The sequence below is a fragment of the uncultured Desulfobulbus sp. genome, assembly GCF_963662935.2.
Lineage (GTDB): Bacteria > Desulfobacterota > Desulfobulbia > Desulfobulbales > Desulfobulbaceae > Desulfobulbus.
Genome location: NZ_CAXXTL010000001.1, coordinates 915,977 through 929,583 on the forward strand (window position 1 = coordinate 915,977; position 13,607 = coordinate 929,583).

The following is a 13,607-nucleotide window of genomic DNA, read 5'->3' on the forward strand; positions in this document are numbered from 1 at the left end:
ATGTCAAAAACAGCTTATAAACTCTCCCTGTTTCTGCAAGCTTGATGCGGCAGAAATCAAGACCCGGAAAAACGAAGGAAAAAGAGCGGGAGAATGCCGCTCAAACCAGGGATGCGGCAATGGGCTTTCCTGCAGAATACCTGCGAACTGCGGCAATGAAACCTTCCACCCATTGCGGCGTGCCCGAGGCCATCACATGGGTGTAGAGGGCAAGGACATTGTTTTTGACCAGCCCATCGCGGCCCCCGGAGAAGCCGGCACCCCGTTCCATTTGGAGAACCAGATCCTCCGGTGCCCCATCCCACTGGTGGACAGTCGAATAGCGAAATTCATGCCCCTTGATCCGAGCGCCGACAGGGTAAAAGCTGTTGGCCTTTTCCACCGTAAAAGCCGAATAACCATGGGCCTGAGGTTTGGAGGAGATGGCAAAGGTCACTGGAAAGACCCCTGCCAGCGGATACTCCTGCCCCTGAAGAAGGATGGAGCGACCAAGAAAAATCAGGCCGCCGCACTCGGCATAGACCGGCAGGCCAGCGTCGATGCAGTCGCGGACCGATTGCCGGAAACTGCTGTTATCGGCCAGTTGCCGGGCGCTGGTTTCGGGAAACCCGCCGCCGATATAGAGGCCGTCCAAATCGGCGGGTAAGGCACCGGAATGAAGGGCGTCGATCATCACCAACCGGGCTCCGGCCGCCCTCAGGGCCTCCAGATTCTCCTCGTAGTAGAATTGGAAAGCAGCATCGCGGAGCACGCCGATGGTCAGCTTCGGCGGGATCTGCTCGCTGGTCACCGGCGGCAACGGCATAACCTCCCGCATCCGGGAGATGATCGCATCCAAATCAAAATGGATCTCCGCCAGAGCCACCAGTCTGTCCACTGCCTCGCCAGCTTCAGCATATTCCTGGTGGGGGGTCACCCCAAGGTGGCGCATGGGGAAGATATCCTTTTTCAGCCGGGGCATGATCCCCAAGACCGGCAGATCAGTGTAGTTTTCCAGAGACTGGCGAATAATCGATTCGTGCCGGGAGGTGGCAATCTGATTGAGGATGACGCCGGCAAAACGGATGCGCGGATCAAAGGCCTGGCAGCCGAGCACCAGCGCCGCCACCGTTCGGGTGGTCTTCGAGCAGTTGACCACCAGCAGCACCGGCAGGTCAAGCTGCAGGGCCAGCTCGGCGGTGGAAAACTCGCCTTCGGCGTTGACTCCGTCGAAAATGCCGCGATTGCCCTCGACCACGGCAAAGGTGCTGCCGTGAATATGCCCCTGAAAGGTGGTCGCTATGGCCGCGGGCGTCATCAGATAGGGGTCGAGGTTGTAGCAGGGCTGCCCGGCTGCCTTGCTCATCCAGCCGGCATCAATATAGTCCGGCCCTTTTTTAAACGGTGCCACGCCCTTGCCGCGATTTTTCAGGGCCGCAATCAGGCCAACCGAGACCACCGACTTTCCCGACCCGCCGCTTAACCCGGCCAGCACCAGACATCTCACTCTTTCCAAACCAATCTACCCCTGCAAATGCTTTTTTCTATCAGCAACCGCGTCAACCACGCTCACCACCAATCACAGATTATCCTGATCTCTGTCAGGTTCCCTTATTTTTTCTTCGAGGAGCACCCGTATCATGCGCCGACCTGCCGACCTCATGCCAGGCGGCATCATACAACCGGTTGAGACGTGCTTCCAGTTCCAAGCGATAGTCTTCAACCTGCGCCGCGTTGACCACGGCCGGGACCACCAGCGGGTCGCCAACCCGCACCACGATGGTGGCAAAGGGCAGCGGTATCACGGTCCGGTCCCAACTGTTGAAGATGATGGCACGATTGGTGGCCCAGGCCACGGGAAAGATCGGCTTGCCCGATTTGCTGGCCATGAGGATGCACCCTGCCTGTGCCTGCCGGGCCGGTCCCTGGGAACCGTCGGCGACGATGGCGCTGTTTTTCCCCTGCTGCAACTGCTCGATCATGGCCCGAAGTGCTTTGACGCCCCCGCGATTGGAGGAGCCCCGAACCGGCACATGGCCCATTCGTTGCGCCAGCCGGGCAATGTATTCGCCGTCCCTGCTGGCACTGACCATAACAGCGGCGGGGAATTTCCGGAAATAATAAAAAAGATACAGGAACGAGTAATGCCAGAAGGCGGCGATACCGGTATCGTGGCGGGCAAATTCCCGCAACGGCCCATCACCCCGCACCTTGACCCGGCAGGTGGCAAACCACAAGCGAATCAAACCGGCCACCAGCCAGGGCGCCACTACCAACGAACATTTATACCAAAAATCAGCCAACCGCCAGCTCCATCATTTTGAGTTCCCTGATTCGATCCCGGTAACCGGCTGCTTCTTCAAACGCCAACAACCGGGCCGCCTCTTGCATTTTCTTTTCCAACTCCTTAATCTCGCGATGAATCTCGGCCACGCTGTGATAGAGAATCTCCGGTTCAGCAGTCACCGCCAGGGGCCAGCCAGCCGCATCCTCCGCGCTCACCCAGCCCGAGGCCTTGAGGTGCTGGGCCATGGAATCCTTGATTTCCGAGATAATCGTCTGCGGCGTGATGCCGTGCTCACGGTTATAGGCATCCTGGATGGCACGCCGCCGGTTGGTCTCGTCGATGGTGTAGCGCATCGAGTTGGTTATCTTGTCGGCATAGAGGATGACCATACCCTCGGCGTTGCGGGCCGCCCGGCCGCAGGTCTGCACCAGAGAGCGCTCGGAGCGCAGGAACCCCTCCTTGTCGGCATCGAGCACCGCCACCAGGGAGACCTCGGGAATATCGAGCCCCTCGCGCAGCAGGTTGATGCCGATGAGCACATCATACTCGCGGTGCCGCAGATCGCGGATCAGCTCCACCCGCTCCAGGGTCTTGATGTCCGAGTGCAGATAACGGACTCTGACGCCCAGGTCTTCATAATACTGGGTCAGATCCTCGGACATCCGTTTGGTCAGGGTGGTGACCAGCACCGCCTCGTTGCGTTCGACCCGGATGCGGATTTCCTCCAGCAAATCGTCCACCTGGGTGGTGGCGGGCCGCACCTCGATGCGGGGATCGAGCAGGCCGGTGGGCCGGATCAACTGCTCCACCACATGCTCGCCGGCATGCTTGAGCTCATACGGACCGGGCGTGGCCGAAACATAGACCACCTGGCGAATACGCTGCTCAAACTCGTCGAAGCGCAGCGGCCGGTTGTCCAGGGCCGAGGGCAGACGGAAACCGTAATTAACCAGGGTCTGCTTGCGCGAGCGATCGCCGTTGAACATACCGCCGATCTGCGGCACCCCGATGTGCGACTCGTCGATGATCAGCAGGTAATCGTCGGGAAAATAATCGAGCAGGTTGGGCGGCGCCACCCCAGTGGGCTTGCCGGTGAGGTGGCGGCTGTAATTCTCGATGCCGTTGCAGTAGCCGAGTTCGGTAATCATTTCCAGGTCGAACAGGGTCCGCTGCTCCAGACGCTGGGCTTCAACCAGCCGATTCTCCGTCTGCAGTTCAACTAAGCGCACCTGCAGCTCATCCTGGATCGAGCGCATGGCTTTTTTGAGATTTTCCTGACTGGTGACATGGTGGCTGCCGGGAAAAACGGCTATCTCCCCGACATCCGACAGCACCACGCCGCGCAGAGGGTCGATGATGGTGATGGCTTCGATGGTGTCCCCAAAAAACTCCACCCGCACCGCATGTTCTTCCTCATGGGCCGGGAAGATGTCGATCACATCGCCCCGGACCCGGAAGGTACCGCGATGAAAGGAGTAATCGTTGCGCTCATAGAGCATGAACACCAGCCGCCGCACAACCTCCTCCATGGGATAGTCCTCGCCGGTCCGCAGGAACAGGTGCATGTTTTTGTATTCATCCGGCGACCCGAGGCCGTAAATGCAGGAAACCGAGGCGACGATCAGCACGTCGCGCCGGGTGAGCAGCGAGCGGGTGGCCGAGTGGCGCATTTTGTCGATGGCGTCGTTGATCGACGAATCCTTTTCGATGTAGGTGTCGGAAGCCGGGATATAGGCCTCGGGCTGATAATAATCGTAGTAGGAAACGAAATACTCCACCGCATTGTGGGGAAAGAGTTGGCGGAACTCGCCGAACAACTGCGCCGCCAGGGTCTTGTTCGGGGCCATCACCAGGGTGGGCCGCTGCACCCGCTGGACCACATGGGCCATGGTGAAGGTCTTGCCCGAGCCGGTAACGCCGAGCAGGACCTGCTCGCGCACTCCGGCCTCGATGTTGGCCGTCAGCCGCTCAATGGCCGCAGGCTGGTCGCCGGAGGGAATGAAGTCGGAAACGATTTCGAAGGGTTGATCGCTATGGAATAAGGGGGTTTGCACGGCAAGATATGATTCTGCTTCTGGTTCGATCGGTTAACGCCAAAATCAGCGGCGGCTGCAAGACGTCCGCTGGATTGCCATGATACTAGAGAAGGCCCCCTGAGCACCCGGCGGACTATTCCGCTATAATGGGGGTATCAGCAACCCTTAGCAAGGAGGCCTTCTCATGCGATTGTACACCAAGCAACACAAGCATTACTGTGGAATCGACCTGCACACCAACAAAATGTACCTGTGCATCCTCAGCCAGGAAGGGGACATCCTGCTCCATCGCAACATCAAGACCGAGCCGGAAACCTTCCTCAAAACCATCGCCCCCTATCGGGATGATCTGGTGGTGTGCGCCGAGTGCATGTTCTCCTGGTACTGGCTGGCCGATCTCTGCGCCACGGAAAACATCCCCTTTATCCTCGGTCATGCGCTCTACATGCGAGCCATCCACGGCGGCAAAAGCAAGAACGACAAGATTGACTCCCAGAAGATCGCTGCCTTGCTCAGGGGCGGCCTCATTCCCATGGCCTACGTGTATCCCCAGCGGATGCGTGCCACTCGGGACCTGATGCGCCGGCGCAACCATCTCATGCGCAAGCGGGCCGAGCTCTTTGCCCACACCCAGAATACCGCCAGCCAGTACAACCTGCAGGTGCCTCTGGGCCGGATCGCCAAACCGCAAAACCGGGAAGGCTTGCTGGATCGGTTCGACGATCCCTCGGTGTGCATGTCCATGGCCGCCAATCTCGACATGATCGACGCCTATGACCGGGTGTTGGCCGTCCTCGAACAGGACATCATTGCCCACGCAAAGGAGCATGACCCGACTGCTTATGCCCTCTTGAAGAGCATCCCCGGCGTGGGCCGGATCAATGCCCTCAATCTGCTCTATGAGATCGAGGACATCAGCCGCTTTCCCAGGGTTCAGGATTTCGCCTCCTATTGCCGCCTGGTCACCTGCTCCAAGGAATCCAACGGCAAGAAATACGGCAGTGGCGGCAAGAAGATCGGCAACGCCCATCTCCGCTGGGCCTTTTCCTTGGCTGCGCAACTGTTCCTCAAAAGCAACGAACCGGGCCGGCAATTCCACGACAAGCTGGTGCGGAAACACGGCAAAGGCAAGGCGCTTTCCATCCTGGCGCACAAGCTCGGCCGAGCGGTCTATTTCATGCTGAAAAACCGGCAGGGGTTCAACATGCATACGTTCCTGGCCGTCTAATCGAGGGGACGGGCGAGCCCGACACCTAACTGGAGCTTTTTTCGAGCATATCCGCATGGCCCTCCGGAGCATATCCTCCGTCTGCCGTCAGCATTATGGGCCATGGTCTGCCGGTTGCACCGCAGCCAGAAGGCTTGATTGGCCGTCCGTCCCGCTCGTTGAACATCTGCTTGTTGATGTGGTTCTGCCCCTCACCCGAGCCCGGCTCTAACTCTGGCATGCCGCCGCATGACCAAGCCGTTTTGAATGGGACGGCACGAGGGTACGCGATTGTTTCTAGGACGCGACAACAAAATCCTTGCCGCAATCACCCGGCCTTCGTTCCCGGCGAGCCCGCGAATGGAACCCGGTCTCCGACGAGCAAGAGAGTGGCCCATTCTCGACCGGGTTCCATTCGCTCGTTGCTCTTGCCAGCATCGTCTTAACTGGCAAAGTGGTTGATCCTCGATAAGTGTTTGGCGCAGAGTCACTCTGTCGTCGAATATGAAACCCAAGTCAGGGCGCGCTTCATCGGGCAATTGGTCGGATTGTACCGACCACAGAGTGATAAGTTCATCGCTCCCGGATACCTTTATCCGTTGACAACCGGGGGCCTTCTAAGTGTTGGGCCGCTTTGTCCTTCTATTCGCTGCAATTTGTCGTAAAATGAGACCCTGCTTTCAAGTATTTGTCTCGCATTTCAGAATCGGCTTCGTACTTTAGCGCAAGATCGAAATTTTTTATTGCTTCGTCACTTTTTCCTTCGCACTTTTGTAGACATGCCAACGTATAGTACGCAAAAGCGTATTTTGGATTTATCTGAATCGCCTTCTCCAAGTGACGGGCCGCGGCGGGTCTGTCACCAGTTCTCATGAGAACCGTGGCAAGTTCCCCGTGCGCTTTGAAGTAGTCACCCTTCACTTCAATAGCTTTGAGCAAAGCCGAAACTGCAGGCTGGTAGTCTCCGTCGCGCTCCAGTGACAGTCCCAAATTGAACCAGGCCTGGTAGTCTCCACTGTCCAGTTGTGAAGCCTTTTTAAAACCGGCCGCGGCTGACTTGAAATCTCCTTTATTGCTGTGCTGTAAGGCCTTCCTAAAGTATTCGGCGGCCTCTGCCAACCGGAACCTTCCCAACCAAGAGTGAACACGTATCTCGTTATTCCCTGTCACCTGAATCCTGATGGGGACAAAATCTTTATGTATATACCGTTCAGATTCCAATACAATAGTTCCTGACGGACTCTCCGATCTAATTCTGAGGAATCTGTCTTTTGGGTCGGGACAATAGACCCTTAGAGTCCTGTCGTCTATTTTGCTGTATAGTTTGGCATACTCGTAGGAGAAGGGGAATTGGGGCAAATTTCTCTGATCAAGCACTCTCAGGACATCAAAGACAATTTCTTCCTTCTTGGGTCCGCTAAAGTCACCGGAAGCCGGATTTAGGTACAGACTTTTATTATGTCGCTTTCCAAGAACTTTGTAAGTTAGGTTAACTGTTGCGCCTTCGCTCGCGACGAGATAGCCTTCTCGTTTACGACTGCAGTCGATAGAAAGTCCTATTGCTTGTCCTGGTTCGATCAGGTCAACATAAGCCAAGAAGACCGAGTTGTCCTTTATTTCTGTTCTCAGAAGATTCTTGGGAACGTCACTTAAAAGTGTCTCAGAGGTGTTGACGTTAAGTTTACTTTGAAACTCCATCCTCACGTCCGTTATCCTTACGGCACCGTGATACTCATTGGAAAGGAACGCAAAATATTTGAAGTAGAAGTTATTGTCATCCACAGCGATTGGGGGGAAATCACTACATACGACTTTGAACTTGCCCTCATCGAAATGTCTCCAATGCTGGTAAAATTCCGTGTTGAAAAACCAAAAAGCTGCACTAACCAATAGAAGAGACGCCCATATATGGACCTTATATTTTCCATAGATATTCGGGAAAACTTCCTTTATAAAGTCTACGATTATTTTCATAGGGAGCAGCGCTCGACCCCGACAAGACGTTTAGGAAATAGTATTGTCTTCATGTTCTCGAGTAAGTGAACCTCCTTGTGTCATATTGCAGTTTTCAATGTGCCAATCTTTGGCCCAACTGCAAGTAGCCCGGATGCAGCACCACGCAATCCGGGGAAAAACTCACATTCCAGGATTGCGTTGCACTCCATCCGGGCTATGGTGGCCACGGTGAATGCCGCCAACGCGATCGCTCCATTGACCCGACCTTCTGGTGAGAATGTGCGGCTCCCTTAAAAATCCATCACAAAACTGTACACCCCTTCCTCCAGATGGCTCTTCACCTTGAGGTTGGAGTGGTTGAACACCGCCTGCATCCGCTCGTTCTCCCGCAGGACCTCGGCGGTGAAACCGGCGATGCCGTTGCGTTTGGCAATCTTGACCAGATGCTTGAAGACAAAGGTCCCCAATCCCTTGTTCTGCCAGCCATCGCGGACAACAAAAGCGACCTCGGCCAGATTGGTCTTTTCGTTGAGGTAGTAGGTGCCGACCACGACAATCTGTTCGCCATGCGCTTCGGGAATAGTGCCCACCACCGCCACATCGCGACGATGATCGATGTAGACGAAATCCTCGATCTGGCGGGGGGTAAACCGTTGCTGGTGGCTCATGAACCGGTAATAAATGGTCTCCTGGCTGAGGCTGTGAACCAGGTCGCGCATGTGCGGCTCATCCGTGGGCTTGATCGAGCGGAAATTGACCTCGATGCCGTCCTGCATGAGGAACGATGTTCGGATCGACTCTTCCACCGGCGCCAGGAAGCGGTTGGCAAACCGGGCCAGGCCGGGCCGCAGATATTTGGCGGCCACCGCATCGCGAAACAGTTGCTCCCGGAAATCCGGGTGGGCGATGGAGATCAGGGCCATGACCCGCTCTTGGATTGACTTACCGTGGAGGTAGGCGACGCCGTGTTCGGTGACCACATAATGGACGCTCGCCCGGTTAATGGTCACCCCGGAGCCCGGCTGCAAGGTGCAGACGATCCGCGACTCGGTTCCTTCCCGGTTCAGCGACGGCAGGGTGATAATCGCCCGGCCGGCTTCCGAATGCGCGGCACCACGATTAAAGTCGATCTGACCGCCGATACCGGAATAGAAGCGGCCACCCACCGAGTCCGAGCAGACCTGGCCGGTGAGATCGATCTCCAGCGCCATGTTGACGGCCACCATCCGCTTGTGCTTGCCGATGACGTTGGCGTCATTGATATATTCGGTCGGCCGGAAGCTGAACAGCGGGTTGTCGTTGATGTAGTCGTAGAGCTTCTTGGTGCCCATGCAGAAACTGGCGGTGATCTTGCCCCGGTCGATGGACTTCATCGCCCCGGTCACGGCCCCTGACTCGATCAGCGGAATGATGGAGTCGGAAATCATCTCGGTGTGAAAGCCGATGTCCCTGCGGTCATTGAGAAATTCCATCACCACCTGCGGGATGCGGCCGTAGCCGGGCACCCGCCCCAGTCCCAGTTCAATGGTCGACCCATTGGGGATCAAGGCCGCCACCGTTTGGGCAATCTTGCGGCTGATCTCGTTGGACGCATGCAGTTCCCGTTCGAGAATGGGCCGATCCACCGGCACCAGGAGATCGAGGTCATTGACATCGACCTGGGTGTCGCCATGGGTCCAGGGCATGTTGGGATTGACCTCGGCGATGACCAGCGAGGCGTTGTCGATGGCGCTGCGGGTAATATCAACCGATATGCCCAGGCTCACCCGGCCATGGATGTTGGGCGGGGTCACCTGAATCAGGGCAATATCGATGGGCAGGCTGCCGGAATCGAACAGCTTGGGCACGTCGGAGAGCAGGATGGGAGTGTAGTCGCCGAAACCCTCCTGGATGACGTCGCGGATATTGGAGCTGATAAAAAAGGAGTTGATCGCGAAGCTTTCCGACATTTTCTTGTCGGCATAGGGAGCCTCGCCCTTGGTGATCAACTGGATAATCTCGACGTTGGACACCGCGCGGGCCCGGGCGGTCATTGCCGCAATCAGTTCCTGCGGCGCGCCGCAGCCAGTGCCGATAAACACCCGATGCCCCGATTTGAGGTGGCTCAGCGCCTGGGCCGGGGTGGCGAGCATATCACTGTAGAGGTCCTGCCAATCCTTCTCGTATTCCATGAGCAATCCCTATTGATTCGGTGAACAAATGGCCGGCATGCGGCTTACCTTTCGTCAAGCAGCGGCGCAAAGGTCATACTGGCATCGACCACCACCGGCTCGTTGCCGACCTCGCCGACAATCAGCGGATTGATTTCCAGGTCGAGAATCTGGGGGAAATCGGTGGTCAGTTGGCTGATGCGCTGAAGGGCAACGGCGATGGCGTGGATGTCGACCTCCTTGAGGCCGCGCTTGCCTTGAAGGAGCTCGTAGGACCGGGTCGACTGGAGCATCTGGACGGCCTCGTTCTCGGTGATCGGCGCCAGATGGAAGGTCACGTCCTTCATTACTTCGACGAAGATACCGCCCAGACCAAACATCAGCATGGGACCGAACTGGGGATCGCGGGTCATACCGATGATCACCTCCAGCCCCTTTTCCGCCATTTTCTCCACGTAAATGCCGCCAATGATCGCATCGGGGGCATGCTTGTTGATGCGCAGCATCATCAGGTCAAAGGCGTCGGCCACTTCCTGGGCTGAACCGAGATTGAGGCGGACGCCACCGAGATCAGATTTATGGACAATACTGGGCGAAATGATTTTGAGGGCCACGGGAAAGCCAATGAACCGGGCACACTCCACCGCCTCCTCGGGGGAGGAGGTCAGCTTTCCTTCCAGAATATGAAAGCCATAGGCCTTGAGAATGTCCTTTGATTTGACTTCGCCCAGCCGCAATCGGTTGGTCCGCTGCCGCCGAGCTATGGTTCGTTCCACCCGGCGGCGATTGACCGGAAAACGGACCACATGGCGGGCGGGCCGGTTTTTCCACACCCCGTACTCATGCATGGCCTTGAGCGCACCCACAGCCCGTTCGGGCGAATCGTAGAACGGCAGACCGGCGGCGGCCAATTCCTTCCGTGAGGGCATGATGTCGCTGCCGCCGAGAAAGGAGGCCAGCACCGGGGTGGTGTCGTCGAGATGGCCGACAATGGCCCGGACCGTGGCCGCGGGCTCGGTCATATACTGGGGGGCCAGGACCACGAGGATGGCATCGATGGCATCGTCGGCCACGGCGATGTCGATGGCGGCGGCATAATGGCGCGGCTCGGCGTCAGCGGAGATGTCGATGGGGTTGTCGATGAAGGCGGCGGCAGGCAAGCGTTCACGCAGTTGCGCCGCCAGATGTTCGCTCAAGGGGGTAACGCTCATCCCCGCCTTTTCAACGGCGTCGGCGGCCATGGTGCCGGAACCGCCGGAATTGGTGACGATCAATACCCGATCGCCCTTGGGAGTGGGTTGCAGGGCGAGGGCGGAGGCATAGTCAAACAGGGCCTCGAAACTATCGGCCCGGCAGATTCCAGCCCGTTTGAAGGCAGCGCCGTAGGCGGTATCCTTGCCGGCCAAAACGCCGGTGTGGTTGGAAGCGGCCTTGGAGCCGGCACTGGTGGTCCCGGCCTTGAGAATGACCACCGGCTTCCTGCTGCTCGCCTCTTCCGCCGCTTTGACAAACTTGTCGCCGTCGCTGATATCCTCCAGATAGCCGACGATCACCTTGGTATCGTCGTCATGGGCCAAGGCAGAAAGGATATCAACCTCGGTGATGTCCGCCTTGTTGCCGATGGATACAGCCTTGGAAACCCCGAGTTCGCGTTCGTCGGCGATATCCATCATGGCAGTGCACAGCGCCCCGGACTGTGAAAAGATCGCCAGTTGACCCGCTTGCGGCAACCGTTTTGAAAAGGAGGCGTTGAGATGAATGGCGGTGTTGATCACGCCCAGGCAGTTGGGACCGAGCAGCCGGACCGCGCCCTTGCGGCAGATCTCGATCAACTCGTCTTCAATGGCCTTTCCCTGCGGGCCGGTCTCCTTGAATCCCGAAGCCACGACCACGATCGCCCCGGCCTTTTTCTGCACCGCTTCCCGGGCAGCAGCCGGCACCATCTCCGCCGGCACGGCGATCACCACCAGATCCACTGGATCTGAATAATCAGCCAATTTGGGGTAAACCTTGAGCCCAAAAAGCTCGCCGCCGGCCGAGTTGACTGGGATAATGGGCCCCTTGAAACCGCTCTGCACCAAGTTGCTGACCGTGAGGTGTCCAACCTTGCCCACGGTCTTGGAAGCCCCGATCACAGCAATTGATTTGGGCGAAAAAAGTCTGTCCAGCATATTGACCCCTTCTATCTGAATCCCTCGGGAACATGGATGGTGAAACCGGCGGCCTCGAGAGCCTTGTACACGGACCGGACATTATAGGTATTGATGCGCAAGAAAATCATGGGCTTGCTTTTGCTGCCGCCATCCGAGCGAACCAGCCGGGTAAACGACACCTGCTTCTCCTCCATCACCCGAACCAGCTTGCTCATGGCTTGGGGATCACCGTTGTCTTCGATCGACACGAGCACCGAGCCCATCTCGCCCAAGCCGAACAGGCCTCGGTAGGCATTCATCAGGTCGGCGGTGGTGAAGACGCCAACCACCTTTTCCTCTTCGTTGAGGACCGGAAGAGCACCGATCTTGCGGGATTGAAACAGCAGCAGGGCGTCGTCCAAGGTGGCGTTGGGGCTCAAAGACAGACAATCGCGGGTCATGAGAACGGAAACCGGGGTGCTGTTGACCTGATCCTCGACATGCTGCCGTTCTTTGCTCCGGGCCACGGATGAGGGGCGGGCAGAGCGGAGATCCCTATCGGAGAGAATGCCCTGCAGCCCTCCCTGCTCATCCACCACCAGCAGATGGCGAATGTTGAACTGCTGCAGGATATCGATCGCCTCGGCAACGGTCTTGTCCGGCGTGACCGTAATCGGCGAGGGTGTCATATGATAGCGAATAAACATGGTGATCCTCCAACGATCCTCTCTACACCTTTTGCTGATTTCAGGTGCCTGTCTCCACGAGCCCCATGAGATAGGCCTCGACGCAACTACCCAATTTTTGTAGATTGTAGCCGCCTTCGAGAATGGACACCACCCGCCCTTCGGTAAAGTCCCTGGCGATTTCCCGGACAAACACGCCCAACTGCCGGTAGAGATCAACGGTGAAGGCGAGCCCCGACATGTCGTCGTCCCGGTGGGCATCAAAACCGGCACCTATAATCAGCGCTTCCGGCTGAAATTCCTCAAGAAATTTTCTGATTTTCGGCAGAAGCCGCAGCACCTGTTCCTCGCCGGACCCGGGCGACAGCGGCAGATTGAGAATAGTGCCCTTCCCTGCCCCCCAGCCGCGATCCTCGGCCCAGCCCGTTCCCGGATAGCTGAAGCTGGGATGCTCGTGAATGGAAATATAGGCAGTCTCGGCCTCTTCCTCAAAAGCGGTCTGGATGCCGTTGCCGTGATGGGCGTCGAAATCAAAGACGCAGACCCGCTGCCGGTTGTACTGCCGCTGCCAGTAGCGGGCGGCAATGACGCAGTTGTTGAAAAAGCAGAAACCGTAGGGCTGATTGGGCTCGGCATGATGCCCCGGTGGACGGGTCTGGCAAAAAACCACCGAACCCGGTTCCTGTTCAACCACATCGACGCCGACCAGACCGGACCCGGCCGACAGAGTGGCGATCTCGTAGGAATCGTAGCCGACCTGATTATCAGGATGATCAATATAGGTCCGGCCGGAAAGGACTGCCTCTTCAAAACGGAACAGCCAGCCCTCGGTGTGAAAGGCGAGCAACTGAGAACGCAGGGCGGGCCGCGGGGACAGGTGACGGATTCGATTGGCCAGGATTCCCTCGGCGAGCCGATCGGTAATCGCCAGCATCCTCTCGGGTGCCTCCGGATGATCACTTCCGCCGGTATCGTGCTGGAGAAATGTCGAGGCGGTTATGATGGTAATGAGCGGCTCGTTTTCCATGGCGTGGTCTATGGATCAACAGCTGGTGAACAGGAGCATTGCGAGCTCCCCCCTCAAATCCCGCCAACCTTACCGTATTCTTCGACAAAAACGAAGCATATCTTTTCCGCCTGGTGCAATTCATGGTGCCCGCAGTGGTTGTTTTGT

Annotated in this window: 10 protein-coding genes; 1 reads left to right on the plus strand and 9 read right to left on the minus strand. The window is 57.5% G+C overall.

What is annotated here, in order from left to right:
* Positions 1-100: 100 nt before the first annotated feature.
* From ACHZCX_RS03935 to uvrB, 3 genes are all read right to left on the minus strand, one after another.
* On the minus strand, positions 101-1,486 hold the full coding sequence (locus tag ACHZCX_RS03935; RefSeq protein ID WP_319586059.1) for a cobyrinate a,c-diamide synthase: 1,386 nt from the start codon (positions 1,484-1,486) through the stop codon (positions 101-103).
* Between the two features lie 94 nt (positions 1,487-1,580).
* Positions 1,581-2,282: a lysophospholipid acyltransferase family protein gene (locus tag ACHZCX_RS03940; RefSeq protein ID WP_319585925.1), complete on the minus strand. Its 702-nt coding sequence runs from the start codon at positions 2,280-2,282 to the stop codon at positions 1,581-1,583.
* On the minus strand, positions 2,275-4,320 hold the full coding sequence (uvrB, locus tag ACHZCX_RS03945) for an excinuclease ABC subunit UvrB (protein WP_319585926.1): 2,046 nt from the start codon (positions 4,318-4,320) through the stop codon (positions 2,275-2,277). Before uvrB ends, ACHZCX_RS03940 begins: the two co-directional genes overlap by 8 nt.
* A gap of 166 nt (positions 4,321-4,486) precedes the next feature.
* On the opposite strand from uvrB, the gene ACHZCX_RS03950 reads away from it, so the two are divergent.
* A complete protein-coding gene (locus ACHZCX_RS03950) occupies positions 4,487-5,530 on the plus strand; it encodes an IS110 family transposase (protein ID WP_319585255.1) in 1,044 nt (347 codons plus the stop codon).
* 25 nt (positions 5,531-5,555) lie between these two features.
* Here the strand turns inward: ACHZCX_RS03950 and ACHZCX_RS03955 are convergent, their stop codons facing one another.
* The 6 genes from ACHZCX_RS03955 to ACHZCX_RS03980 all read right to left on the minus strand — a co-directional run bounded on the left by ACHZCX_RS03955 (position 5,556) and on the right by ACHZCX_RS03980 (position 13,460).
* Complete coding sequence (locus tag ACHZCX_RS03955; protein WP_319585256.1) at positions 5,556-5,750, minus strand: hypothetical protein; 195 nt, start codon at positions 5,748-5,750, stop codon at positions 5,556-5,558.
* 401 nt (positions 5,751-6,151) lie between these two features.
* Complete coding sequence (locus tag ACHZCX_RS03960) at positions 6,152-7,483, minus strand: tetratricopeptide repeat protein (RefSeq protein ID WP_319585927.1); 1,332 nt, start codon at positions 7,481-7,483, stop codon at positions 6,152-6,154.
* A gap of 272 nt (positions 7,484-7,755) precedes the next feature.
* Positions 7,756-9,636 (minus strand): GNAT family N-acetyltransferase, encoded by a 1,881-nt coding sequence (locus ACHZCX_RS03965; protein WP_319585928.1) that lies wholly within the window; start codon positions 9,634-9,636, stop codon positions 7,756-7,758.
* Between the two features lie 44 nt (positions 9,637-9,680).
* Positions 9,681-11,786, minus strand: a complete 2,106-nt coding sequence (locus tag ACHZCX_RS03970) for an acetate--CoA ligase family protein (protein WP_319585929.1) — start codon at positions 11,784-11,786, stop codon at positions 9,681-9,683.
* 11 nt (positions 11,787-11,797) lie between these two features.
* On the minus strand, positions 11,798-12,454 hold the full coding sequence (locus tag ACHZCX_RS03975; RefSeq protein WP_319585930.1) for a CBS domain-containing protein: 657 nt from the start codon (positions 12,452-12,454) through the stop codon (positions 11,798-11,800).
* Positions 12,455-12,494: 40 nt separating this feature from the next.
* Positions 12,495-13,460, minus strand: coding sequence for a histone deacetylase (locus ACHZCX_RS03980; RefSeq protein ID WP_319585931.1), 966 nt, complete (start codon positions 13,458-13,460; stop codon positions 12,495-12,497).
* Positions 13,461-13,607 lie beyond the last annotated feature (147 nt).

What these genes read in the sequence shown, in the direction of transcription:
- ACHZCX_RS03980 (WP_319585931.1), bottom strand. Translation starts at nt 13,460, where the DNA reads ATGGAAAACGAGCCGCTCATTACCATCATAACCGCCTCGACATTTCTC.
- ACHZCX_RS03970 (WP_319585929.1), bottom strand. Translation starts at nt 11,786, where the DNA reads ATGCTGGACAGACTTTTTTCGCCCAAATCAATTGCTGTGATCGGGGCT.
- ACHZCX_RS03965 (WP_319585928.1), bottom strand. Translation starts at nt 9,636, where the DNA reads ATGGAATACGAGAAGGATTGGCAGGACCTCTACAGTGATATGCTCGCC.
- ACHZCX_RS03960 (WP_319585927.1), bottom strand. Translation starts at nt 7,483, where the DNA reads ATGAAAATAATCGTAGACTTTATAAAGGAAGTTTTCCCGAATATCTAT.
- ACHZCX_RS03950 (WP_319585255.1), top strand. Translation starts at nt 4,487, where the DNA reads ATGCGATTGTACACCAAGCAACACAAGCATTACTGTGGAATCGACCTG.
- ACHZCX_RS03975 (WP_319585930.1), bottom strand. Translation starts at nt 12,454, where the DNA reads ATGTTTATTCGCTATCATATGACACCCTCGCCGATTACGGTCACGCCG.
- ACHZCX_RS03955 (WP_319585256.1), bottom strand. Translation starts at nt 5,750, where the DNA reads ATGCCAGAGTTAGAGCCGGGCTCGGGTGAGGGGCAGAACCACATCAAC.